Origin of the sequence: Acidovorax sp. 59, assembly GCF_002754175.1 — a bacterium.
GTDB classification, from domain to species: Bacteria; Pseudomonadota; Gammaproteobacteria; order Burkholderiales; family Burkholderiaceae_C; genus Acidovorax; species Acidovorax delafieldii.
The window spans coordinates 197,501-220,278 of record NZ_PEET01000001.1; the positions used below are offsets into that span (position 1 = coordinate 197,501).

Consider the following 22,778-nt stretch of genomic DNA (forward strand, 5'->3'; position numbering starts at 1 on the left):
TTTCTACGCAACGTTCATCGGCGTAGAGTGAGTCGGCCCCTAAGGCGAGGCAGAGATGCGTAGCTGATGGGAAACAGGTCAATATTCCTGTACCGATCAATAGTGCGATGTGGGGACGGAGAAGGTTAGCTCAGCCAACTGTTGGATATGTTGGTTCAAGCCTGTAGTCGTGCTCGGTAGGCAAATCCGCCGGGTTTAGATGAGGGGTGATAACGAGTCTGCTTGCAGACGAAGTGAGTGATACCCTGCTTCCAGGAAAAGCCACTAAGCTTCAGCTATTGACGACCGTACCGCAAACCGACACTGGTGCGCGAGATGAGTATTCTAAGGCGCTTGAGAGAACTCAGGAGAAGGAACTCGGCAAATTGATACCGTAACTTCGGGAGAAGGTATGCCCCAAGTAGGTGAACTCGTACAGAGGGAGCCCAACGGGGTTGCAAAAAATCGGTGGCTGCGACTGTTTAATAAAAACACAGCACTCTGCAAACACGAAAGTGGACGTATAGGGTGTGACGCCTGCCCGGTGCTGGAAGATTAAATGATGGGGTGCAAGCTCTTGATTGAAGTCCCAGTAAACGGCGGCCGTAACTATAACGGTCCTAAGGTAGCGAAATTCCTTGTCGGGTAAGTTCCGACCTGCACGAATGGCGTAACGATGGCCACACTGTCTCCTCCTGAGACTCAGCGAAGTTGAAATGTTTGTGATGATGCAATCTCCCCGCGGAAAGACGGAAAGACCCCATGAACCTTTACTGTAGCTTTGTATTGGACTTTGAACAGATCTGTGTAGGATAGGTGGGAGGCTTTGAAGTGAGGACGCTAGTTCTCATGGAGCCAACGTTGAAATACCACCCTGGTGTGTTTGAGGTTCTAACCTAGGTCCATTATCTGGATCGGGGACAGTGCATGGTAGGCAGTTTGACTGGGGCGGTCTCCTCCCAAAGCGTAACGGAGGAGTTCGAAGGTACGCTAGTTACGGTCGGACATCGTGACGATAGTGCAATGGCATAAGCGTGCTTAACTGCGAGACTGACAAGTCGAGCAGATGCGAAAGCAGGACATAGTGATCCGGTGGTTCTGTATGGAAGGGCCATCGCTCAACGGATAAAAGGTACTCTGGGGATAACAGGCTGATACCGCCCAAGAGTTCATATCGACGGCGGTGTTTGGCACCTCGATGTCGGCTCATCTCATCCTGGGGCTGTAGCCGGTCCCAAGGGTATGGCTGTTCGCCATTTAAAGAGGTACGTGAGCTGGGTTTAAAACGTCGTGAGACAGTTTGGTCCCTATCTTCCGTGGGCGCTGCAGATTTGAGGAAGCCTGCTCCTAGTACGAGAGGACCGGAGTGGACACACCTCTGGTGTATCGGTTGTCACGCCAGTGGCATTGCCGAGTAGCTAAGTGTGGAAGAGATAACCGCTGAAAGCATCTAAGCGGGAAACTCGTTTCAAGATGAGATCTGCCGGGGCCTTGAGCCCCCTAAAGAGTCGTTCAAGACCAGGACGTTGATAGGTCAGGTGTGGAAGCGCAGTAATGCGTTAAGCTAACTGATACTAATTGCTCGTGCGGCTTGACCCTATAACTTTGATAGCCAACACGCTCACAGCGTGAAGCTCAAAGTCTGTTATGCCAAGTTAGACGCAGTCAAAACAAAAATCTGATTCCAGACTCTATGAATTTGCCAGGCAGTTCACAAAAACTGCCCAGCACCAAGTTATGCCTGATGACCATAGCAAGTTGGTCCCACTCCTTCCCATCCCGAACAGGACAGTGAAACGACTTTGCGCCGATGATAGTGCGGGTTCCCGTGTGAAAGTAGGTCATCGTCAGGCTCTTACAGCCCAGAAAACCCCAGTCAGATATGACTGGGGTTTTTTGCTTTGGGGGCGCGCAAAATTATTTAGATCACCTAGGCGCCTATATCGGCTCACACGCCTTACCGGCATTGATTACCATCTATCAGTGCGGCTGAGTGTGCTATTTGATTGCTGCTCAATAAGCGCTGGCTGGCCACGCATTGAGTGCGTTTATCCACCGTTCGGTGCGCGAAATCTCTGAACCCCGACTTGGTCGAGAAAGCGCTCCAGCTTGCCATCCATCCACAGATGATGAAGATGTGCCAGCGCCTCACCCATAGCAAAAGTCATCTGGTGGGTGTCCAACTGGCGTTGAAACAGAATTGGCAAAGTATCCGCAGCGCTTAGTGCGCGGCTGTGCGCGGCTTCCAAAATCTCAGTGAGCCGCTCGCGGTGATGGTCTTGTAGCTGTGCAACGCGCGTACCCAGGCCTGTAAACGGCTTGCCATGCGATGGAAGCACCAAGGTGTCTTTTGGTAGATCCAGATACCGCAAGAGCGAAGTCAAGAACAGCTGTAGCGGGTTGGCCTCTGGCTCGCTAGCGTGGACACTGACATTGGTAGAGATGCGCGGCAACACCATGTCCCCGCTGATCAAGGTGGTCAGCTCAGCGCAAAACAATGCCATGTGCTCGGGCGCGTGGCCGTAGCCGCTGATGCAGCGCCAAGCGCGGCCCCCGATGTTCAGCGTGTCTCCATCCATGATTCGTCGGAAACGGGGTGGGAGAGCAGGGACCAGGGTCGGAAAATACGAAGCGCGTCCTCGCACATGGTCCAAAAAAGACGGTTCTTGTGCACCGTGCAGCGCATAGAAATCGGCCCCCGCTTCCCCGCCAAACCCCTGCGGGTCATAGACGGCGACACGCGCTACGTTGTAGTCCGTGGCACTGATCCACAAGCGCACATTCCAACGCTCGCACAGCCAATGCGCAAGCCCGATATGGTCTGGGTGCATGTGGGTCACGATGACGCGAAGAATGGGCAAGCCCTCCAGGCAGTTCGCAAATATCTGCTCCCACTGTGCGCGGCTTCCAGCGCTGTCGATGCAGCAATCCACCACGGTCCACCCGTCCACCAGCACACCACCAGCATCCGGCTGGCGATCGCGCAGCAGCCACAGATTGATGTGATCCAGGGCAAAGGGCAGGCCCATACGGATCCAATGCACTCCAGGCGCGACCTCCAAGGTGGCGCCCTCGACGGGCAGCGCATCGCCGAGCGGGTAGTGGATCTGGTGTTCAAGTGGATTCATGGAGGCGGTGTGATGGGTTAGCATTGACGTTAACGTAAACGTCATGCATTCGATGCATTGTAGGGAGCTGCAGCCACCCGGCTGTCTCCTGTGCGAAACCGATACTGCTGTGTGCAGCACCCACCATGGCCAATACCTACACCATCAGCGACCTTGCCAAAGAGTTCGATCTCACCACCCGGGCGATCCGTTTTTATGAAGACATGGGCTTGCTGCAGCCTGAACGCACCGGCGCCGCCGGTCGCAACCGGGTGTACAGCGCACGCGACCGCACGCGGCTGCGCCTGACGTTGCGGGCCAAGCGCCTGGGACTGTCTCTCACGGAAGCCAAGGAGATCATCGACCTCTATGACAGCCCCCGCGATACCGGCGTACAGCTCCGCAAGTTTCTGGACGTGCTGGTAGTCCATCGCAAGCAACTCGAAGAGCAAATGGCCGATCTGCAGGCCAACCTGGAAGAGGTGCGCGAGCACGAAGAAGAGGCGCGCACGCTACTGGCCAAGGTAGAAAAGCAAAATTGATCCATAATTGACGTTTACGTAAACGTAAATTAGGAGACTGCAGTGAGCACGCCCCCCTTTGAGCCGCGTTGCATTGACTTTGCCGACCGCGTGCGTGACAGCTTTGCGCGGCAAGGGGCCATGAAGACGCTTGGCGCGTCGCTGGGATTGGTGGCGCCAGGTGCTGTAGACATTGAACTCCCCTGGGCTGCCGCCCTGACCCAGCAGCATGGATTTCTCCATGCGGGCATGGTGTCCACCGCGCTGGATTCAGCGTGCGGATATGCCGGTTTCACCCTCATGGCGGCCGATGCCGCCGTGCTCACCATCGAATTCAAGATCAACTTGCTGGCCCCTGCCAAAGGCGAGCGATTCCGCATGGAAGGACGGGTGCTGAAGCCCGGCCGCACCATCACCGTCTGCGAAGGCCGAGCCTTCGCTATCGACGGCAACCAAGAAAAGCTGGTCGCCACCATGGGGTGCACTCTCATGGCGGTCACCGGGCGCGACAGCATCCAGGGCTGAGCCCTGCCCATTTCCCTACCTTCTACGAGGAGACAAACCCCATGAGCATTCCCGCCAACCTTCCCGGCCTCAACTTCCAGCTGGGCGAAGATATCGATGCCCTGCGCGATGCCGTGCGCGACTTCGCGCAGGCAGAGATCGCTCCTCGCGCGGCCGAGATTGACCGCAACGACCAATTCCCCATGGACCTGTGGCGGAAGATGGGTGATCTGGGCGTACTCGGCATCACGGTGCCCGAGCAATATGGCGGTGCCGCCATGGGCTACCTCGCCCACATGGTGGCGATGGAAGAAATCTCCCGCGCAAGTGCCTCGGTGGGCTTGTCCTATGGCGCCCACAGCAACCTGTGTGTGAACCAGATCAACCGCAACGGCAACGAGGCACAAAAGGCCAAGTACCTGCCCAAGCTCATCAGCGGCGAGCACGTGGGCGCGCTGGCCATGAGTGAACCCGGCGCGGGCTCCGACGTGATCAGCATGAAGCTCAAGGCCGAGGACAAGGGCGGCTACTACCTGCTCAACGGCAGCAAGATGTGGATCACCAACGGCCCCGATGCGGACACCCTGGTGGTGTATGCCAAGACCGAGCCTGAAATGGGCGCACGCGGTGTCACGGCTTTCCTGATCGAGAAGGGCATGAAGGGCTTCTCGATTGCGCAAAAGCTCGACAAGCTGGGCATGCGCGGCAGCCACACGGGCGAGCTGGTGTTCCAGGACGTCGAGGTGCCTGCAGAAAACGTGCTGGGCGGCGTGAACAACGGTGCCAAGGTGTTGATGAGTGGCCTGGACTACGAACGCGCGGTGCTGACCGGCGGCCCGCTGGGCATCATGCAGTCCGTGATGGACAACGTGATCCCTTACATTCACGACCGCAAGCAGTTCGGCCAGAGCATTGGCGAGTTTCAGCTCATCCAGGGCAAGGTGGCCGACATGTACACCGTGCTGCAGGCGGGCCGCTCGTTTGCCTACACTGTGGCCAAGAACCTCGACATGCTGGGCACCGACCACGTGCGCCAGGTCCGCAAGGACTGCGCCAGCGTGATTCTGTGGTGCGCCGAAAAGGCCACCTGGATGGCCGGCGAAGGCGTGCAGATCTATGGTGGCAATGGCTATATCAACGAGTACCCGCTGGGCCGCCTCTGGCGCGATGCCAAGCTGTACGAGATTGGTGCCGGCACCAGCGAGATCCGCCGCATGCTGATTGGCCGCGAGCTGTTTGCCGAGACCTGCTGACCTGCGACAACTGATCGACCAACCCTCACACACCAAGGACCCCATGCCTTCCTCCATCGACGACCTGTTTGTTCACAACCGCGCCTGGGCGGCCCAGATGGAGCGCGAGCGGCCCGGCTTTTTCACCAGCCTGCTGGCGCAGCAGAAGCCCAAGTACATGTGGATCGGCTGCTCCGACAGCCGGGTGCCCGCCAACCAGATCACCGGGCTGGAGCCTGGTGAGGTCTTCGTTCACCGCAATGTGGCGAATGTGGTGGTGCCGACCGATCTCAACTGCCTGTCGACCATCCAGTACGCGGTGGACCAGCTGCGCATCGAGCACCTGATGGTGGTGGGCCACTACGGTTGCGGTGGTGTGCTGGCCGCGCTGGAGGGCACGCGCGTGGGCCTGGCCGACAACTGGATTCGCCATGTGCAGGACGTGCGTGACCGCCACCGCGACCTGATCGCCGCCACCGCGCCTGAGTGGCGCCACGACGTGCTGTGCGAGCTCAACGCCATCGAGCAGGTGGTGAACATTGCACAGACCACCGTGATGCTGGACGCTTGGGGCCGGGGCCAGAAGGTTACGCTGCATGGCTGGTGCTATGGCCTCAAGGACGGGCTGATCAACAACCTGCACATGTCCGTGGACAGCACAGAAGGTCTGGAATCGCTGTACAAAGCAGCGATTGCTGGCGTGGCTGCTACCCGTCGGCAGTAAGCCGGGCGCCCCGCCCACGCATGCGACGGTTGCGCTGACAAGGATGCCCGACACCATGTTCCCGCAACGCCTTGATGCGCCCCAGGCCTACGGCATTGCCAAGGCCATGATGGACGGCTTCAACCGGCATTACCGGTTGTTCCGCACCGAGTCCGCGCGCGCCAAACACCGTTTTGAAACCGCTGACTGGCACGGCCAGCAGCGGGCACAGCGCGAACGCATCGAGTTCTATGACCTGCGGGTGAAGGAATGCGTGCGCCGCCTGGAGAAAGAGTTCGAGGCCGGCGCGCAGCCGATGGATGTCTGGCACCAGGTCAAGCTGCACTACATCGGGCTGCTGGTGAACCACCACCAGCCCGAGCTGGCCGAAACCTTCTTCAACTCGGTCACCACCAAGATCCTGCACCGCACGCATTTCCACAACGACTTCATCTTTGTGCGGCCTGCGGTCAGCACCGAATACATCGAGAACGACGAGCCTGCCGCGCGGCCCACCTACCGCGCCTACTACCCCACGCGCGACACGCTGGGCGACACCTTCCAGGCCATCGTCGAGAACTTCCAGCTGCAGCGCGAATTTGCCGACTTGCCACGTGACACCGCTTGTGTGGTGGGCGCCATGCGCAGCCGGCTCGACAAGGTGAGGCTGCGCACCAACTTCCAGATCCAGGTGCTCACCAGCCTGTTCTTTCGCAACAAGGGTGCGTATGTGGTGGGCAAGATCATCAACGGCTTCAACGAGGTGCCGTTTGCGCTGCCCATCCTGCACGACGACAGCGGCAAGCTGACCATCGACGCCGTACTGTTCGGCGAAGACGACATGCAGATGCTGTTCAGCTTTGCCCGCGCCTACTTCATGGTGGACATGGAGATCCCCAGCGCCTACGTGCAGTTTTTGCGCAGCCTCATGCCGCGCAAGCCGCGCGCCGAGATCTACAACGCCCTGGGCCTGGCCAAGCAAGGCAAGACGCTGTTCTACCGCGACTTCCTGTACCACCTGAAGCATTCCAGCGACCAGTTCCGCATCGCCCCCGGCATCAAGGGCATGGTGATGCTGGTGTTCGACCTGCCGAGCTTCCCGTTCGTGTTCAAGCTCATCAAGGACTACTTCCCGCACCAGAAGGAAACCACGCGCGAGCAGATCAAGGCCAAGTACCTGCTGGTCAAGCAGCACGACCGCGTGGGCCGCATGGCCGACACGCTGGAGTACAGCGAGGTCGCCTTTCCTCGCGACCGCTTTGATGATGCCCTGATTGCCGAGATCGAGAAGTTCGCCCCCAGCCAGCTCGAAATCAGCGACCGCGACGGCGACGGCCAGACCGAGGTGATCATCAAGCACCTCTATATCGAGCGGCGCATGATCCCGCTCAACATCTACCTGCAAGAGGCCTTTGACACCGGCCTGTCTGACCCGCGCGCGCGCCAGCAGATGGAGCACAGCGTCATCGAATATGGCAACGCCATCAAGGACCTCGTGGCCGCCAACATCTTCCCCGGCGACATGCTGTGGAAGAACTTTGGCGTCACGCGCAACGGCAAGGTCGTGTTCTACGACTACGACGAGATCGAATACCTCACCGACTGCAACTTCCGCCGCGTGCCCACGCCGCGCAATGAGGAAGAAGAGATGAGCGGCGAGGTCTGGTACAGCGTGGGCCCGCGTGATGTGTTCCCCGAAACCTTTGGTCCCTTCCTACTGGGCAACGACGCGGTGCGCGAGGTGTTCATGCAGCACCACGCCGACCTGCTCGACGCCGCGTTCTGGCAGTCGCACAAGGAGCGCATCCAGGCGGGTCATATGTTTGATGTTTTCCCCTACGACACGGAGCGGCGCTTTGCGCAAGGCGCTGCGGCCCGCTGACCGCCCGCCAAAACCCCGTTTTTCGTCCCCACTTTTCCTCAGACCCTTACCCAGGAGACCTTCACCATGTCCATCCAAGACCCCATCGTCATCGTTGGCGCTGCACGCACCCCCATGGGCTCGTTGCAGGGCGACTTCTCCAGCCTGGCCGCGCACGACCTGGGTGGCGCCGCCATCAAGGCCGCCATCGAGCGTGCCGGTGTCTCGCCCGACGCCGTGGGCGAAGTGCTGTTTGGCAACTGCCTGATGGCAGGCCAAGGCCAGGCGCCTGCACGCCAGGCGGCGTTCAAAGGCGGCCTGCCCAAGGGCGCGGGCGCCGTCACGCTCAGCAAGATGTGCGGCTCCGGCATGAAGGCCGCGATGATGGCGCACGACATGCTGCTGGCCGGCACGCACGACGTGATGGTGGCGGGCGGCATGGAAAGCATGACCAACGCCCCCTACCTGCTGCAAAAGGGCCGAGGGGGCTACCGCCTGGGCCACGACCGCATCTTCGACCATATGATGCTCGACGGCCTGGAAGACGCCTACGAGGCTGGCCGCTCCATGGGCACCTTTGGCGAAGACTGCGCTGCCAAGTACCAGTTCACCCGCGAGCAGCAAGACGCCTTTGCCACCGCCAGCGTGCAGCGCGCCAAGGCGGCCACCGAGTCGGGCGCCTTCGCGGCCGAGATCGTGCCCGTCACCGTCAAGACCCGTGCGGGCGAGACCGTGGTGTCGGTGGACGAAGGCCCGGGCAAGGTCAAGCTCGAGAAGATCGCCACCTTGAAGCCCGCGTTCAAGAAGGACGGCACCATCACCGCCGCGTCCAGCTCCAGCATCAACGACGGTGCGGCCGCGCTGGTGATGATGCGCGAGTCCACGGCCAAGAAGCTGGGCGCCAAGCCCCTGGCCCGCATCGTGAGTCACGCCACGCACGCACAAGAGCCCGAGTGGTTTGCCACCGCCCCCCTGGGCGCCACCCAAAAGGCACTCGCCAAGGCCGGCTGGCAAGTGGGCGACGTGCAGCTGTGGGAGATCAACGAAGCCTTCGCCGTGGTGCCCATGGCGTTGATGAAGGAATTGGACCTGCCCCATGACAAGGTCAACGTGAACGGCGGCGCCTGCGCACTGGGCCACCCCATTGGTGCCAGCGGCGCACGCATCATGGTCACGCTGATCCATGCCCTCAAGGCACGCGGCCTGACCAAGGGCCTGGCTACGCTGTGCATCGGCGGTGGCGAGGCCACGGCCGTGGCGCTGGAACTCGTCTGAGGCCGCTGGCTGGAGATGGGATGATCCCCGACTTTGCACAAGGACCGCGATGACCACTCCCTCTCCCGCCATCGGCGCCTTCTGGCGCGCGTTTTCGGATGCCCAGGCATCGCTCCAGAACCTGCCGCTGCGCGAGCGCGTGGGGGCCGCCAATGCGCTGATCGATCAGCACCTGGAAGGCCTGGCGCTGGAGATGTCCGGCGACGATGCCGATGCCGTGGTGGACCTCATCGTCACGGCCCACGGCAGCATCGAAAGGTTTCCGTTGCTGGCGCAGGTGGTGGCGGCCGCACCCGCGCTGCCGCACTACCGCGTGCGCGCGTTTCGCGAGCGCACCACGCAGCCGGACTTTCCCATCGGAATGGAAGGCTTTGAGCTGGCCACGTCCGAAGTGCTGGTGGCGCTGGAGCAGGATGGCGGGCAGGCGGCGCTGGAGATCCGCTTTGGCCGCGAGATCCCCAGCGACTACCAGGACCATGCGCGCAACATGGCGTTCATCATGCTCGACCATGTGCTGGGCGAGTACGACTTTGCCGTGAAGGTGGGCGCGGTGGACTTTGTGGGCGAGCCCGGCGACACCCACACGCCTTGGGTGCCGCTGAGCCAGCTGCCCCCGGTGTTCGACCGCTACTGGACCGACACCCTGGGCCACACCGGCCACTTCCCCACGGGCGATGCCGAGTGGGACGGGCTGGAACTGCAGTTTGACTGCCCCATCGACGAGGACGGCAACGAACTGCCCGCTGACGACATCGACAGCGAAGACGCGCCCGAGACCGGCGTGGTCATGGTCAACACCAGTGCCAACGCTGTGGCCATGCGGGCCGACCTGGCCTATGCCCTCACCGTGGACCTGGCGGTGCCCGACAGCGACACACTGACCGCCGTGCAAGACCTGCACGAGCAAGCCGCCACGCTGCTCCAAGTGCCGCAGCTGGGCATTCTGGTGTTGACGCTGATGCGCGCGGGCCGCCGGCAGGCGCTGTACTACGTGAGCGACGAGCAACTGGCCAAGCAGACGCTGGCGCCCCTGCTGCTGCGCGACGAGGCGGCATCGCTGGAGCTGAAGGTGGCGTACGACCCCGCGTGGTCGGGCTATTTCGAGTACGCCGGCTACCTGTCTGCCTGAGTGGGTGTCGTTGTTTTGTTTACTCCTGAATTGATAGCTGTTGGCGCATGATTCACTAGCGCTTGCGGCATATTGGGCTTGAAAATGAACTCCATACTCGTGATGGGCGCGTCCCGGGGCATCGGCCTGGAGCTGGTGCGCCAGTACACCGACGCCGGGCGCCGCGTGATCGCCACCGTGCGCGACGACGCCGGCCGCGAGCGCGTGCTGGCGCTGGGCGCCGAGGTGCTCACCGTGGATGTGGCCAACCCCGCCAGCGTGAGCGGCCTGGCCTGGCAGCTTGACGGCGAAAAGCTGGACCTGGCGCTGTATGTGGCCGGTGTCATCCGCCGCCCCAACGCGCTCACCCCACCCACGCAGCAAGACTTTGATGCCGTCATGCACACCAACGTGCTGGGCGCGATGCAGGCCATTCCGCAGGTGGCGCCCCTGGTGGCGGAGGCGGGCGGCGTGTTTGCGTTTCTGTCCTCGTCCATGTCGCAGATCGGCAGCGTGCCGAACAGCGATTCGTGGTTGTACCGCACCAGCAAGGCCGCGCTGAACATGGCCGTGGCCGCTGCACAGCACAACTACCCCGGCGCCACGCTGGTCACCATTGACCCCGGCTGGGTGCAGACCGACATGGGCGGCGGCGGTGCACCGCTGACGGTGGAGGACAGCGTACGTGGCCTGCGCAGCACGCTCGCCAGCGTGACCGTTGCCGACAAGGGCCGCCTGCTGCATCACGACGGCCGCCGCGCTGACCACTGGTAGTCCGCAAGCCACTAAGCCCCCGAATTTTTGAACAACGACTCTGGAGACACCCTCATGCTGCTGACCCAAGACCAGGAAATGATCCGCGACGCGGTGCGCGACTTTGCGCAAACCGAGCTGTGGCCGAATGCCGCACGCTGGGACAAGGAACACCACTTCCCCAAGGAGGCCCACCAGGGCCTGGCCGCGCTGGGCGCGTATGGCATCTGCGTGCCCGAAGAGTTTGGCGGCGCCCACCTCGACTACCTCACGCTCGCGCTGGTGCTCGAAGAGATCGCCGCCGGTGATGGCGGCACCAGCACCGCCATCAGTGTGACCAACTGCCCGGTCAACGCCATCCTCATGCGCTACGGCAACGCGCAGCAAAAGCGCGACTGGCTCACGCCGCTGGCGCGTGGCGAAATGCTGGGCGCGTTTTGCCTGACCGAGCCACATGTGGGCTCCGACGCCTCTGCCCTGCGAACCACGGCGGTGAAGCAGGGCGATGAATACGTGATCAACGGAGTCAAGCAGTTCATCACCAGCGGCAAGAACGGTCATGTGGCCATCGTCATCGCCGTCACCGACAAGGGCGCGGGCAAGAAGGGCATGAGCGCCTTCCTCGTGCCCACCAACAACCCCGGCTACGTGGTGGCGCGGCTGGAGGACAAGCTGGGCCAGCATTCCAGCGACACGGCGCAGATCAACTTCGACAACTGTCGCGTCCCCGCCGAGAACCTGATCGGTGCCGAGGGCGAGGGCTACAAGATCGCCCTGGGCGCGCTCGAAGGCGGCCGCATCGGCATCGCCGCGCAAAGCGTGGGCATGGCGCGCAGCGCGTTCGACGCGGCGCTGGCGTATTCCAAAGAGCGCGAAAGCTTCGGCACCGCCATCTTCAACCACCAGGCCGTGGGTTTCCGCCTGGCCGACTGCGCCACGCAGATCGAGGCCGCGCGCCAGCTCATCTGGCACGCGGCCGCGCTGCGCGATGCCGGAAAGCCCTGCCTGAAGGAAGCCGCCATGGCCAAGCTGTTTGCCAGCGAGATGGCCGAACGCGTGTGCAGCGCCGCCATCCAGACGCTGGGCGGCTACGGCGTGGTGAACGACTTCCCGGTGGAGCGCATCTACCGCGACGTGCGCGTGTGCCAGATCTACGAAGGCACGAGCGACGTGCAGAAGATCATCATCCAGCGCGCGCTGGCCTGAGAGGCTGAGAGTCTTTGATCCATGTCCGCCTTGCACGCCAAAACGCCCCGGCTCTTCGTTGCAAATGCTCGCCATAGCCCAAGCTATGGCTGTGCTTTGCGCCTCGATCCGAGGCGTTGTGGCGCGCCTTTCGGGCTTGGCTCAAAAACTCTCAGCCTCTGAGCCTGCGCGCCACGGTGCCCGGCCTGCGGTGTGCAGGAGGCCTTTCGGGTGCGGTCCACAACGCTCAGCCCCTGAGGCGCAACTCGCGCTCCAGCAGCGCCAGCCGCTCGGGCTCGGCGTGGTGCCGGGCCACCGGCTGCACGCTGGCAAACACGGTACGCCCCATTTCGGCACGACCGCTCCAGGCCAGGGCCAGTGCGTAGTCGCAGGTGCATACGGCCAGTGAGGGCCAGGCGCCTGGGGCCTTGCGCACCAGCCCCAGAAACTGCTCACACGCCTTGCCCAGGTGGCCGGCGGCCTCTCCCGCCCGGGCCGGGTCGCGCAGCGCGATCATGCCCCGCACCCAGTCAATGAATGCTTGCCCGTGGGGTGGCAGCAGGGCGGGCTGCAGCGTGTTCACGAGGCGCTGCGCTTCGTCGGTGTGGCCCGCGCGGGCCTCACCCAGGGCCAGGTCCAACTGCAGAGTGGGCTCTCCCGGCCGCTGCGCCATCAGCTCGCGCAGGCGGGCGGTAAAGCCCGCATGGTCGCCCGTGGCCAGGGGCAAGGTATAGATGCGGGCCAAGAATTCGCCTTCGTCCGCCGGGCGCATGGGGTGGATGCGCAAGCGCAGGATGGCGGCGTCCACCCCTTCGGCGCGCGCCTCGAACCAGGCCATGCGCACGGCGGCGTCCCAGGCGGGCTGCCGCAAGAACGCATGCCGTTCGGCCGCGCGGGCCAGCCGCTGGGCCAGCACCTCGAGGCGGGGCAGGTCGCCCGTGGCGTGCGCGTGCAGCATCTGCTGGTACGTGCGCTGAAACTGGTGCATGTAGGCAAAGACCCCCAGCGGCGCCAGCATGGCCAGTACCAGAATCCCTTGCACCCATGGGCTCCACTGGCGCCACACGGCCAGCGCCACCAGGGCCGCGCACACCAGCAGCCAGGTACGGTTGTTGCGCAGCAGCTGGCGCAGCGTGGTCCACAGGCCGGGGTTCTGCTGCGCTTCGATCTGGTCGCGCGCCAGCTGGCGCAGTGCCTTCACGTCCAGGGTGCCCAGTGCGTCGTCCGCCATCTCGGTCATCGCACGGGCATACAGCCCCGAGGTGTGCAGCTGCACCTGGGTCAGCGGGGGCTGCTGCAGCGCCGCAATGGCCTGCATGGCTTCTTCGGCCGTCTGGGCATGCACGAAGCCCTCGGTGGGGCGGCCTTGCGCATCCTGCGCCTGGTACAGCCAGCGGGGCTGGCCGGGCGGTGGGGTGGTCCCGGTGGTGGTCATGGTGTGGCTCCCTCCTGGTGTGATTTGCCAGCGTGTCGGTGTCGCCGGTCGTTGGCTGCGGATGGTAGGGGGCTGCGTGATCGCCGGGTGCAGCGGGCAGACGGGCGGTGCGCCGCTGGCAGACGACCGGTGCCGTGATGCCTGTCTTTGCCAGAGCAGGCCGCAGGCAACAACCGCACGTTCTGCGGCGGCTGGGGCTTCGAAACACACCGGTAGGTGTACTGCCGCGCTATTGGAAAGGTAGCTGCCTGTGCTTATGGGAAAGGCACCGCGCTCTGGTCCTGCCGCCTGTTGCTGGGGGCCAGCCACTGCGCCAGCACAGCGTGCAGCTCGGCAGGGTTCACGGGCTTGCGCAGCACCAGGTAGCCCTCGTCTTCGGCGTCCCGCAAGGCGGGGGCGTCGAACTCGCCGCTGACCATCGCCCCTCGGGCGGCAGGGCAGCGGGCCAGCAGCGTGCGCAGGATGTCAAAGCCGCTCTCGCCCGAGCGCAGTCGCTGGTCGCAGAAGATGGCATCTGGCACCAGGCCTTCGTCGAGCCGGCCATGGGCTTCGGCCCCGGTGGTGGCATAGGCTGCCGTCACGCCCCAGGCTTCGAGCATGGCGCGCCAGGCCTTGAGCACCTGGGGGTCATCGTCCAGGACCAGGCACTGGCCCTGCAACGGACGGTCCACGATGGACTGGCGGTGTGCCGCCGCAGGGGCGGTGGTCGCGCCTGCATCGGGTGCCACATGGGCTGGCAGCCGCAGCCAGAAGCGCGACCCCTGTCCCGCCAGCGAACGTACGCCGTACGCCGCCCCTAACTGCTCGGCGCACCGTGCCACCACAGCCAAGCCCAGGCCGTGCCCCGCTTCGTCCATCTGGTCGGCCCGCGCTCCCCGGTAGTAGGGGCTGAACACCCGTGCCTGATCGGCGGGGGCGATGCCAATGCCCGTGTCCCGCACCTCCACCAGCCAGTCACCGCCGCGTGCGCGTGCGCTCACCAGCACCTTGCCCTGCGGTGTGTAGCGGATGGCGTTCTGCACCAGGTTCGCCAGCGCCTGGCGCAGCAGCACCGGCTCGGCCCACACGGTGGCGCCACGGCGCGGCAGCCGCAGCCGCAGGGTCAGGCCGCCGAGGCTGGCCTGCTCGCGGAACAGGCGCACAACGTCCGCCAGCAGGGCGCCAAGGTCCACGGCGGCTTTGTGGCCCAGCGGCTGCCCCGACTCCAGGCGCGACAGGTCCAGCAGCGCATTGAACAGCTGGCTCATGGCCTGCATGCTGGTGCGCAGGTCGGCCACCAGCGGGCGCAGGACCGGGTCGGTATTGCGCAGGTTGATCGCCTCCACCATCAAGGACATGGCGTGCACGGGTTGGCGCAGGTCGTGGCTGGCGGTGGCGAGGAACAGGTTTTTTTCGGTCAGGGCGCCTTCCGCCTGGCGCCGGGCTGCGGCCAGGGCCTCATTGGCAGTGCGCGTGCGGCGGTACAGCCAGAAGCTGGCGCCCGCCGCAAGCAGTGCCAGTGCCACCGCAGCCGCCAGTCCGATCTGCTGCATGCGCCGCACGCGCAGCTCGGCATCCTGCACCCGGTTGGCCTGCGCCAGCTGCTCGATCTGGCGCTGCCGTTCAGCGCTGTCAAAGCGCTCCTGCAAGGTCGTCACGGCCTGGTCGCGCTCGGTATGGAACAGCTCCTTGGCCAGCGCCTGCTGCTTGCGGGTGGTGGCCATGGCCTCGCGGTACAGGCCGGCTTGCTCGTACATGCGCGACAGCTCGCCCAGCAACTGCTCTTCCATGGGCAGGGAGCCCGCTTCGTGCGCAAACCGGATGCCCGCCTCCACCTCGTGCACGCCAGCCGCAATGCGGCCCTGGCCCATGAGTGCAAAGCCCAGATTGGCTTGCGCCATTGCGGCCCCGTTCAGCTCGTGTGCATTGCGGTACGCGGCCAGGGCCTCGCGCATCACGGGCTCGGCCGCGGCATACGCCTTGCGCTGCAGCAGGACGTCGCCCAGGTTGTTCAGCGCCGTGGCCTGGAGCCCGGTGAGCCCTCCAGCGCGGGCGATCTGAAGGGACTGCCGGTAGGCGGCCACGGCGGTGTCGAGGTTGCCCTGCACGTTTTCCACATTGCCACGGTGCAGGTGCAGCCAGCCCAGCGCCTGCCGGGCGTCCAGCTTTTCGGCCAGGGGCAGCGTCTCGCGGATGGTTTGCAGCGCCCGGTCCGGGTTCTTCATGTCGAAGTGCAGCAGCTCCAGGTGGGTGCGCGACCGCAGCTCAGACGTGGCCGCCTGGCGTGGCAGCGTGCGCGAGAGTTCCAGGCTGCGCAGCAGGTGGGTCATCGCCGTTTCGAACTGGCCGTTGCCGCTGTGCAGGGCGCCCAGCGTCAGGTGGTAGAGCCAGCGCACCCAGGGGTCGGGTGCGCGCTCTGCGGCGGCCGCTTCGCGCGCCAGTGCGGCCAGTCCGGCGCGTGTTTTTCCCGCCACGGCCAGTTGCCGGGCCTCGAAGCAGACAGCCAGCACCTGCGACGACGGATCTTTCTGCGCAGCGGCCAGCGCCTTCAGCTGCGCAATGCCCTCGGTCACCACCGTTGTCTGCCCGGTCTCAAAGGCCGCGTCTGTCAGCGCCGCCAAGTAAGTGCGCCGGGTCGCGGCATCGGCCGCGTTGGCAAAACGTGCCGCGGCGGCCTGCAGCGCCTGCACGGCCTCGGCGCTGTTGCGTTGCGACAGGTTTTGCAGCCGGTCCAGCTCGGCCAGGTCCGGGTTCAGTGCCTGCGCCCTTGCGGGCAATGCCGTCTGCAGGCACAAGGCCGCGACCAGCACCACAGCCCGGACGAGGCGCATCAGGGCAGCTCCAGCCGCCGCCCGCGCAGCAGGGTGATGGCCTCGACCCGTGTGCGCACCCGCAGCCGCTCCAGGATGCCCGTCACATGCTCCTTCACGGTGCTCTCTGCAATATCCAGTTGCGATGCAATGCGCTTGTTGGGCAGTCCCTGCAGCACCAGCGCAAGGATCTGGCCCTGCCGGACAGACAGCCCCAGCTCGGCCGGTGTCACCGGCAGGTCGCGGCTGCGCAGCGGCTGGCTGCCCGGATGGCCCGGCTCAAACCAGACCAGCCCGCTCAGCAAGGCCTCCACCGCCAGCCCGAAGGTTTCAGGCGCTGCTTGTTTGTGGATGAAGCCCTGCGCGCCAGCCTGCCGGGCCTGGTCCATCACGGCGGGGTCATCGTCGCCACTGATCACCGCGATGGGCATTCCGGGGCAGTGGTTGCGCACCTGGGCGATCAGACCCACGGCGGCGCCTTCTGCCAGCCAGAAGTCGATGAGCGCGATGGCCGGTGTGCCCCGCGTGTCCACCCAGCGCAGAAGGTCGTTTGCCCCAGCGGCCACCACCACGTCCATCTGCGGCAGTCGGGCGCGCAGGAATTCGGCCATGCCGTGTGCCACCAGCGGATGGTCGTCGAGGATGAGCGCGTAAGGAGAGGAAGGGGACATGCGGGGAGGGCGGGGAGGCAGCCCGGCGGGCGGCCAATACCGAAAGGTATGCCTGCGGGCAAATTCTGCCAAGTGTTCAGCAGGATGGACGGCGCGCAAACCCTACCAGCGTAGGGTTTCGCATGGGAGGGGGGGGCGCACAGAATCCGCGCTCCATTCACCATCACGAGGTTTCTGTTCATGACACGACAAGCCAGCGCAACGGGTGCCGGGCGCACCTGGCACTCTGCACGACCTATCTTCCGCTGGGCCCCCCTGGGCCTGGCTGCCGCCTTGCTGGTGGGCTGTGGCGGCGGTGATGACGACAACGGCACGCCTCCGCCCAGCGCTGGCGCATTCAGTATCGGCGGCGCGGTCAGCGGCCTGGGGGCTGGCAAAACGGTGACGCTGCAGAACGCCGGCAAGGACGACCTGACCGTGAATGCCAATGGCAACTTCGTGTTCGTCACGCGTCTGGACAACGGCATTGCCTATGCCGTCACCGTGAAGACCCAGCCCAGCGGGCAGCGCTGCACGGTGACTGAAGGCACTGGCACAGCCACTGCCAACGTGAGCAACGTGCAGGTGCGCTGCGAAAACCTGGCGGCTGCCACCTACACGGTGGGCGGCTCGGTCAGCGGCCTGGCGGGTGGCGCCGTGGTGCTGCAGAACAACGGGCGCGACGATCTGTCGGTGTCCAGCAACGGCGGCTTCACGTTCGGCACGGCACTGGCGGGTGGCACGGCCTACGCCATCACGGTGCGCACGCAGCCTTCGGGCCAGAGCTGCACGGTGCGCAACGGAACGGGCACGGTGGGGTCGGCCAATGTGAGTTCGGTGGACGTGAGCTGCGCGACGGCGGCGCTGGGGCTGCCGGAGGGCGACTGGAAGCAGGAGCTGTGCGTGGTGGTGCGGCCAGGAACCTGGGGACGCTCGCTGTGGCGCATCACCCGCCAGAGCGACACCCGCGTGACGGGGCAGATTGGCGTGGTGACCTATGCCGACGCCAACTGTTCCGGCACGGGCACTGTTGCCGGTCCGCTGACCGATGTGGGCAATGTGGCGTTCGACCGCAACGGCAGCACGGCCACGCTGACCGCGTTCTGGGGGCTGTGGACCCAGCCATCGGGCCTGACATCGCGCGCTGTCTGGGCACGCAAGGGTCCCCGCCTGTGCATCTTTGGCGATCAGATACCCACCGCGTTCCCGACGGCGGCCAGCGTGGAGAGCTACGTGGACACCGTTCTGCCCGCCAAGACCTGCTACACGCAAAACTGAGTGCTGGGGGCTGTACGGCCCCCAAACCAACCCAAAGCCCCCGCAGCAAACGAAGTTGCTGCGGGGGCTTTTCTTTGCTCGGCTGTGATCCGCTTTGTATTGGAGCGCGCCCATTGCTGCAGGGCCACCCGCCCCGGTGTCCCCGGGGCATCCCTCAGGCTTCAGCGGGCGAGTTCCGCCGCCGTGGCCGCATCCAGCCGCCCGGATGTGGGCAGCCCTTTGTCCTTCTGAAAGGCGCGCAGCGCTGCCGTAGTCTTGCCGCCCATGGCGCCATCGGGCGTGCCCGCGTTGTAGCCCAGCTCGTTCAGGCGGGCCTGCGCATCGCGCAGCGAAAGTCCTGCGGTGGCTCCATTGTTTTGCGCGGCAGCACGCGCGGCCGTTGTCTGCGAGGGCGGTGCGGCGCCGTCCACGCTCAACCGCCCGCCACCCCCCAGGCCCTGGCCCTTCACCGTCTGGGCGCGGTAGTTGCGCAGCGACTGCACCATCTGGTTGAACGCATCCATGAAAGCGGCCGCAATCACCTTGCCTTCGGCCGTGTTGGAGTAGCCGCCCATGCGCGCGCCGCCCGATCCGCCCAGCAGTTGCCCCATGGCGCCAAAGTCGGTCTTGGCGGCACTGCCTTCCGACGCCGCCACTTGCACACCGGATCGGTTGTCGATGAGCGTGAGCAGCGCGCTGGCCTCCTTGGTGTTCATGTTGCCGCCGATGGCTGCCAGCAGGCCCCCCGCACGGCCACCGACCAGGCCTCCCAGCGAGGCGGAGGCACCGCCAGCGTTGTTGTTCTGGAACACGATTTCGGGCGACAGGCCATAGTCCGAGGCCACCATCTGCCCCTGGCCAAACTGGCTGCCCTGCCGCATTTCGCCCGACTGCATCAGCGCGCGCTCGCGCGTCATCGCGTTCATGCCGGCGGCGCCGCGCTCCACCACCACAAAGCAGTTGGACTGCTGCACCAGCAGGCGCAGCAGGTTGGCGGTGGGTGGCAGGCGGTACTGGTCGCGCAGGATGGTGTACCAGCCAGCCTGCTGGTTTTCGATCAGCGAGACGGTGCCCAGCGGGCTTTCGCAACGCTCCAGCGAGTCGCTGGCACCGGTAGAGGCTCCGCCGGCAGCGCTGCCGGTGGCCACGGTCTTGGCATCGGCGCTGCCCATGCGCATGTTGGTGGTCTCGCAGCCGCTCAGCAGTGCAGCAGCGGCCACGGCCGCGCTGACTGCGCACAGGCGCAGCGGGGTGGTTGAACGGGGCGGGGTGGCAGCGGCACGTGCGCGCCGCAGCGGGGCAGGAAGGGTGATAGTCATGGTGACGGATGTGGCCGCATGTGCAGCGAAAGGGAGGAACACAAAGTCCTGATCTTTCGCCGTGCAGCCAATCACCGGCAACCCGACAGAGGTAGGGTGCAAGGGGCGGCACACCCGGCCCGAAGTGCGCCCCGCGCTTGTCAGAACGGTCAGCTGCTGGACAGCGCCGCGCTCTGCAACTGCGCCAGCGTCACGAACTCCAGGGCACGCGCATGGGTGCACTCCAGGATCACCGGCGGTGCCACACCCGCCTCGTAGGCTTCCTTCCAGCGCAGGGCGCACAGGCACCAGCGGTTGTTGGCCTTGAGTCCTGCAAACCGGTATTCGGGCCGGGGGGTGATGAGGTCATTGCCCCGCGACAGCGAGAAGTCCAGAAACGCCTGTGTCATGCGTGCGCAGATCACGTGGGTGCCGTGGTCGTGCTCGTCGGTGTTGCAGCAGCCATCGCGGTAGTAGCCGGTCAGCGGGTCGTAGGAGCAGGGCATCAGCATGGTGCCCAGAACGTTCAGTGCAGTCATATCGGGTCGCGTGTGTTGTGAGGGCCTATGAGGACGCAGATTGTTGGAGTGGGCGCGGGGCGGCTCAGCCCTCTCCGCCACGGCGGCGCAGCACCACGGTGATCTGCCCGTTGGTCTCGATGGTGGCGCGTTCCACTTCGTGCGCGTGCAGGCAGCCACCGGCGCGCAGTGCGGCCTCCACGTCGTCGCGGGTCAGCAGCTCCTTGCGCATCAGCGCCTGGTTCAGCTCGCCCTGGTGGATCAGCACCTGGGCCTTGCCGTCCACCCAGCGCCCGATGCGCGGGAAGTGGAACGCCAGCCGCGCCAGCGCCACATGCAGCAGCATCAGCGTGCTGGCAGAGATCAGCCCGCCCACCAGCGAGTTGTCGCCAGCGTTCATCGAGTTCTGCACCGCGTTCGACAGGATCAGCAGCAGGATCAGGTCAAACGGCTCGTACTGCCCTGTCTGCCGCTTGCCCGACAGGCGCATGAACACCAGCAAGAACAGATACACCACCACGCCGCGCAGCACAAACTCCCACCACGGCACACTCATTTGCCACATTGCAAGGTTCCTTGTTGGATGCTTGGGTGGGGCCAGTCTACGGCCTGCGGCTTGCCCCTCATTCGCTGAGCGAAAATCCCGGGCAATCCCCCGCACGGCTCCGGCACAGTGCGCCCTCATTGCAGTGGCGGCCGAGCGGGCCTCCTCTGCTGCCCCCATCGAAAGTACCGCCCCATGCAACGCCGCCAATTCCACCAAACCAGCCTCATGGGGGCGCTGCTGTGCGCCACTGCGCAGCACGCCTGGGCGCTGTCGCTGGGCGACCTCACCAATGCCGACGCCTCCAGCGGCCTCAAGGCCGCGCTGACCCAGGGGGCGCAGGCGGCGGTGTCGCTACTCGGCCGCAACGACGGGTTTCTGGGCAACCCCAAGGTGCGCATCGGCCTGCCGGGCTACCTGGACGACGCCGCCAAGGTGATGAAGTCGCTGGGCCAGGGCAAGCGCATCGATGAGCTGGTCGTGTCCATCAACCGCGCTGCCGAAGCGGCCGTGCCCATGGGCAAGGACCTGCTGGTGGGCGCGGTGCAGAACATGACGGTGACCGATGCCAAGAACATCCTCACCGGCGGCGACAACTCGGTGACCGCCTTTTTTGCCGACAAGACGCGCACGCCACTGGGCCAGCGCTTTCTGCCGGTGGTGAACCAGGCCACCGAGAAAGTCGGCCTCACGCAGAAATACAACGCCTTCGCGGGCAAGGCCGCGAGTTTTGGCCTGCTGAAGGCCGAAGACGCCAACCTGGCGCAGTACGTCACCGGCAAGACGCTGGACGGTCTGTACCTCATGATCGGTGAGGAAGAGCGCAAGATCCGCCAGGACCCGGCCGCCGCCGGCAGCGCCATCGCGCGCAAGGTGTTTGGTGCCTTGCGCTGAGAGACGTCACGATGTCTTTGCCACGGCCCAACGACCCCTGCCCCTGCGGGCGCCTGGCGCCTGCTGGCCCGGGTGGCAGCAAGGGCAAAAGCGCAGCCCCCTTGCCATTCGCCAGCTGTTGCGGCCGTTACCTGGCGGCACCTGGGCTGGATGCCATGGCCGCCCCCGATGCCGAAAGCCTCATGCGGTCGCGCTACACCGCCTTTGCGTGCGAGCGGGCCGACTACCTGCAGGTCACCTGGCATGCCAGCACGCGCCCGGCCACGCTCGACTTTGATGCGGGGGCCAAATGGCTCGTGCTGGACGTGCGCCGACACCTCGCCACCGATGCCGACCACGCCGTGGTCGAGTTTGTGGCCCGCTACCGTGTCGCTGGGCGCGCCGTGCGCCTGCACGAGACCAGCCGTTTTGTGCGCGAGGGTGGGCGCTGGTTCTATGTCGATGGAGACCTCCATGGCTGAAATTCAAGCCAAAACCACCCCAAGCGCTAGTGCAATATGCCTTGATAGCTATGAAATTTGAAGCAATCCTGTTTGACTGTGACGGCGTGCTGGTGGACAGCGAGCCCATCACCAACGGCGTGCTGCGCGACATGCTGGCCGAGGCTGGGTGGGTGCTGACGCCCGAAGAGTGCATGCGCCTCTTCATCGGCAAGATGGTGCGCAGCGAGGCCGCGCGCATTGAGCACCACACGGGCCGTCCTCTGACCGATGAATGGATGTCGGCCTTCTACGCACGCCGCAATGCTGCACTGGAGGCTCAGCTCACCGCCATCGAGCACATCCATGGCGCTGTCGAGCGTGTGCACGCCCACCACGGCGGGCGCATTGCCTGTGCCTCGGGGGCCGACCGTTTCAAGGTCGAGATGCAGCTGGCCAAGGTGGGCCTGGCACCGTACTTTGCGGGCCGCATTTTCAGCGGCCACGAGATGCCCGCCACCAAGCCCGCACCCGATGTGTACCTGGGCGCCGCTGCAGCGCTGCAGGCAGCGCCCACGCTCTGTGCGGTGGTCGAAGACACGGTGACCGGCGTCACCGCCGGTGTGGCTGCCGGGGCCACAGTGTTTGCCTACGCCCCGCTGGACGATGGGGCCGCACTGCGGGCTGCAGGGGCGCAGCACGTGTTTCGCAGCATGGCCGAGCTGCCCGGCTTGCTCGGCTGCTGA

Annotated in this window: 20 protein-coding genes and 2 rRNA genes (1 of these 22 cut by a window edge); 15 read left to right on the forward strand and 7 right to left on the reverse strand. The window is 64.8% G+C overall.

Features of this window, described 5'->3' with window-relative positions:
• Both CLU87_RS01000 and rrf read left to right on the forward strand, forming a co-directional pair.
• Window positions 1–1,578 (forward strand): 23S ribosomal RNA (locus tag CLU87_RS01000); it begins 1,301 nt to the left of the window's first position.
• Between the two features lie 141 nt (window positions 1,579–1,719).
• Window positions 1,720–1,832: ribosomal RNA gene (rrf, locus tag CLU87_RS01005) — 5S ribosomal RNA — on the forward strand.
• Window positions 1,833–2,027: 195 nt separating this feature from the next.
• Here the strand turns inward: rrf and CLU87_RS01010 are convergent.
• Window positions 2,028–3,107: an MBL fold metallo-hydrolase gene (locus CLU87_RS01010; RefSeq protein ID WP_099731975.1), complete on the reverse strand. Its 1,080-nt coding sequence runs from the start codon at window positions 3,105–3,107 to the stop codon at window positions 2,028–2,030.
• 125 nt (window positions 3,108–3,232) lie between these two features.
• Here CLU87_RS01010 and CLU87_RS01015 point away from each other — a divergent pair, with 125 nt between their 5' ends.
• The 9 genes from CLU87_RS01015 to CLU87_RS01055 all read left to right on the forward strand — a co-directional run bounded on the left by CLU87_RS01015 (window position 3,233) and on the right by CLU87_RS01055 (window position 12,249).
• On the forward strand, window positions 3,233–3,628 hold the full coding sequence (locus tag CLU87_RS01015) for a MerR family DNA-binding transcriptional regulator (protein ID WP_056057775.1): 396 nt from the start codon (window positions 3,233–3,235) through the stop codon (window positions 3,626–3,628).
• Between the two features lie 42 nt (window positions 3,629–3,670).
• Complete coding sequence (locus CLU87_RS01020; protein ID WP_099729196.1) at window positions 3,671–4,132, forward strand: PaaI family thioesterase; 462 nt, start codon at window positions 3,671–3,673, stop codon at window positions 4,130–4,132.
• Between the two features lie 41 nt (window positions 4,133–4,173).
• Window positions 4,174–5,364, forward strand: a complete 1,191-nt coding sequence (locus tag CLU87_RS01025) for an isovaleryl-CoA dehydrogenase (RefSeq protein WP_099729197.1) — start codon at window positions 4,174–4,176, stop codon at window positions 5,362–5,364.
• A 43-nt stretch (window positions 5,365–5,407) separates the two neighbouring features.
• Window positions 5,408–6,067 (forward strand): carbonate dehydratase, encoded by a 660-nt coding sequence (gene can, locus CLU87_RS01030; protein WP_056057784.1) that lies wholly within the window; start codon window positions 5,408–5,410, stop codon window positions 6,065–6,067.
• A gap of 55 nt (window positions 6,068–6,122) precedes the next feature.
• Window positions 6,123–7,928 carry a bifunctional isocitrate dehydrogenase kinase/phosphatase gene (gene aceK / locus CLU87_RS01035; protein ID WP_099731976.1) on the forward strand — a complete coding sequence of 602 codons (1,806 nt, stop codon included), beginning with the start codon at window positions 6,123–6,125 and terminating at the stop codon, window positions 7,926–7,928.
• Between the two features lie 66 nt (window positions 7,929–7,994).
• On the forward strand, window positions 7,995–9,182 hold the full coding sequence (locus CLU87_RS01040; RefSeq protein WP_099729198.1) for an acetyl-CoA C-acyltransferase: 1,188 nt from the start codon (window positions 7,995–7,997) through the stop codon (window positions 9,180–9,182).
• A gap of 49 nt (window positions 9,183–9,231) precedes the next feature.
• Window positions 9,232–10,311: a DUF695 domain-containing protein gene (locus tag CLU87_RS01045; protein ID WP_099729199.1), complete on the forward strand. Its 1,080-nt coding sequence runs from the start codon at window positions 9,232–9,234 to the stop codon at window positions 10,309–10,311.
• Window positions 10,312–10,395: 84 nt separating this feature from the next.
• Window positions 10,396–11,064, forward strand: a complete 669-nt coding sequence (locus CLU87_RS01050) for an SDR family oxidoreductase (protein ID WP_099729200.1) — start codon at window positions 10,396–10,398, stop codon at window positions 11,062–11,064.
• A 54-nt stretch (window positions 11,065–11,118) separates the two neighbouring features.
• Window positions 11,119–12,249, forward strand: coding sequence for an acyl-CoA dehydrogenase family protein (locus tag CLU87_RS01055; protein WP_099729201.1), 1,131 nt, complete (start codon window positions 11,119–11,121; stop codon window positions 12,247–12,249).
• A gap of 226 nt (window positions 12,250–12,475) precedes the next feature.
• Here CLU87_RS01055 and CLU87_RS01060 read toward each other — a convergent pair whose 3' ends face one another.
• From CLU87_RS01060 to CLU87_RS01070, 3 genes are all read right to left on the reverse strand, one after another.
• Window positions 12,476–13,663: a hypothetical protein gene (locus CLU87_RS01060; RefSeq protein ID WP_099729202.1), complete on the reverse strand. Its 1,188-nt coding sequence runs from the start codon at window positions 13,661–13,663 to the stop codon at window positions 12,476–12,478.
• A gap of 254 nt (window positions 13,664–13,917) precedes the next feature.
• The gene (locus tag CLU87_RS01065) at window positions 13,918–16,473 is read right to left on the reverse strand and encodes an ATP-binding protein (RefSeq protein WP_099729203.1); all 2,556 of its coding nucleotides are present in this window, start codon (window positions 16,471–16,473) and stop codon (window positions 13,918–13,920) included.
• Window positions 16,473–17,123 (reverse strand): response regulator transcription factor, encoded by a 651-nt coding sequence (locus CLU87_RS01070; protein WP_099729204.1) that lies wholly within the window; start codon window positions 17,121–17,123, stop codon window positions 16,473–16,475. The genes CLU87_RS01065 and CLU87_RS01070 overlap by 1 nt, the downstream gene beginning before the upstream one ends.
• A gap of 180 nt (window positions 17,124–17,303) precedes the next feature.
• On the opposite strand from CLU87_RS01070, the gene CLU87_RS01075 reads away from it, so the two are divergent.
• Window positions 17,304–18,380, forward strand: a complete 1,077-nt coding sequence (locus CLU87_RS01075) for a hypothetical protein (RefSeq protein ID WP_099729205.1) — start codon at window positions 17,304–17,306, stop codon at window positions 18,378–18,380.
• A 161-nt stretch (window positions 18,381–18,541) separates the two neighbouring features.
• Here the strand turns inward: CLU87_RS01075 and CLU87_RS01080 are convergent, their stop codons facing one another.
• From CLU87_RS01080 to CLU87_RS01090, 3 genes are all read right to left on the reverse strand, one after another.
• The gene (locus CLU87_RS01080; protein WP_233193676.1) at window positions 18,542–19,678 is read right to left on the reverse strand and encodes a peptidoglycan-binding domain-containing protein; all 1,137 of its coding nucleotides are present in this window, start codon (window positions 19,676–19,678) and stop codon (window positions 18,542–18,544) included.
• A 149-nt stretch (window positions 19,679–19,827) separates the two neighbouring features.
• Complete coding sequence (locus tag CLU87_RS01085; protein ID WP_056057809.1) at window positions 19,828–20,196, reverse strand: DUF2237 family protein; 369 nt, start codon at window positions 20,194–20,196, stop codon at window positions 19,828–19,830.
• 64 nt (window positions 20,197–20,260) lie between these two features.
• Entirely contained in the window at window positions 20,261–20,740 is a 480-nt protein-coding gene (locus CLU87_RS01090; RefSeq protein ID WP_099729206.1) for a DUF421 domain-containing protein, read from the reverse strand.
• A gap of 174 nt (window positions 20,741–20,914) precedes the next feature.
• On the opposite strand from CLU87_RS01090, the gene CLU87_RS01095 reads away from it, so the two are divergent.
• From CLU87_RS01095 to CLU87_RS01105, 3 genes are read left to right on the forward strand one after another with little or no spacing between them, the layout of a single operon-like run.
• Complete coding sequence (locus tag CLU87_RS01095; RefSeq protein WP_099729207.1) at window positions 20,915–21,613, forward strand: DUF4197 domain-containing protein; 699 nt, start codon at window positions 20,915–20,917, stop codon at window positions 21,611–21,613.
• Window positions 21,614–21,624: 11 nt separating this feature from the next.
• Window positions 21,625–22,074, forward strand: a complete 450-nt coding sequence (locus CLU87_RS01100; protein ID WP_099729208.1) for a YchJ family protein — start codon at window positions 21,625–21,627, stop codon at window positions 22,072–22,074.
• Between the two features lie 50 nt (window positions 22,075–22,124).
• Window positions 22,125–22,778: an HAD family phosphatase gene (locus CLU87_RS01105; RefSeq protein WP_099729209.1), complete on the forward strand. Its 654-nt coding sequence runs from the start codon at window positions 22,125–22,127 to the stop codon at window positions 22,776–22,778.

Bases quoted from the DNA above. Each gene is read 5' to 3' on its own strand.
- CLU87_RS01065 (WP_099729203.1), bottom strand. From the start codon at position 16,473: ATGCGCCTCGTCCGGGCTGTGGTGCTGGTCGCGGCCTTGTGCCTGCAG.
- CLU87_RS01015 (WP_056057775.1), top strand. From the start codon at position 3,233: ATGGCCAATACCTACACCATCAGCGACCTTGCCAAAGAGTTCGATCTC.
- CLU87_RS01075 (WP_099729205.1), top strand. From the start codon at position 17,304: ATGACACGACAAGCCAGCGCAACGGGTGCCGGGCGCACCTGGCACTCT.
- CLU87_RS01045 (WP_099729199.1), top strand. From the start codon at position 9,232: ATGACCACTCCCTCTCCCGCCATCGGCGCCTTCTGGCGCGCGTTTTCG.
- CLU87_RS01050 (WP_099729200.1), top strand. From the start codon at position 10,396: ATGAACTCCATACTCGTGATGGGCGCGTCCCGGGGCATCGGCCTGGAG.
- CLU87_RS01055 (WP_099729201.1), top strand. From the start codon at position 11,119: ATGCTGCTGACCCAAGACCAGGAAATGATCCGCGACGCGGTGCGCGAC.
- CLU87_RS01090 (WP_099729206.1), bottom strand. From the start codon at position 20,740: ATGTGGCAAATGAGTGTGCCGTGGTGGGAGTTTGTGCTGCGCGGCGTG.
- can (WP_056057784.1), top strand. From the start codon at position 5,408: ATGCCTTCCTCCATCGACGACCTGTTTGTTCACAACCGCGCCTGGGCG.
- CLU87_RS01105 (WP_099729209.1), top strand. From the start codon at position 22,125: ATGAAATTTGAAGCAATCCTGTTTGACTGTGACGGCGTGCTGGTGGAC.
- CLU87_RS01095 (WP_099729207.1), top strand. From the start codon at position 20,915: ATGCAACGCCGCCAATTCCACCAAACCAGCCTCATGGGGGCGCTGCTG.
- CLU87_RS01085 (WP_056057809.1), bottom strand. From the start codon at position 20,196: ATGACTGCACTGAACGTTCTGGGCACCATGCTGATGCCCTGCTCCTAC.
- CLU87_RS01060 (WP_099729202.1), bottom strand. From the start codon at position 13,663: ATGACCACCACCGGGACCACCCCACCGCCCGGCCAGCCCCGCTGGCTG.
- CLU87_RS01025 (WP_099729197.1), top strand. From the start codon at position 4,174: ATGAGCATTCCCGCCAACCTTCCCGGCCTCAACTTCCAGCTGGGCGAA.
- CLU87_RS01080 (WP_233193676.1), bottom strand. From the start codon at position 19,678: ATGACTATCACCCTTCCTGCCCCGCTGCGGCGCGCACGTGCCGCTGCC.
- CLU87_RS01070 (WP_099729204.1), bottom strand. From the start codon at position 17,123: ATGTCCCCTTCCTCTCCTTACGCGCTCATCCTCGACGACCATCCGCTG.
- aceK (WP_099731976.1), top strand. From the start codon at position 6,123: ATGTTCCCGCAACGCCTTGATGCGCCCCAGGCCTACGGCATTGCCAAG.
- CLU87_RS01010 (WP_099731975.1), bottom strand. From the start codon at position 3,107: ATGAATCCACTTGAACACCAGATCCACTACCCGCTCGGCGATGCGCTG.
- CLU87_RS01040 (WP_099729198.1), top strand. From the start codon at position 7,995: ATGTCCATCCAAGACCCCATCGTCATCGTTGGCGCTGCACGCACCCCC.
- CLU87_RS01100 (WP_099729208.1), top strand. From the start codon at position 21,625: ATGTCTTTGCCACGGCCCAACGACCCCTGCCCCTGCGGGCGCCTGGCG.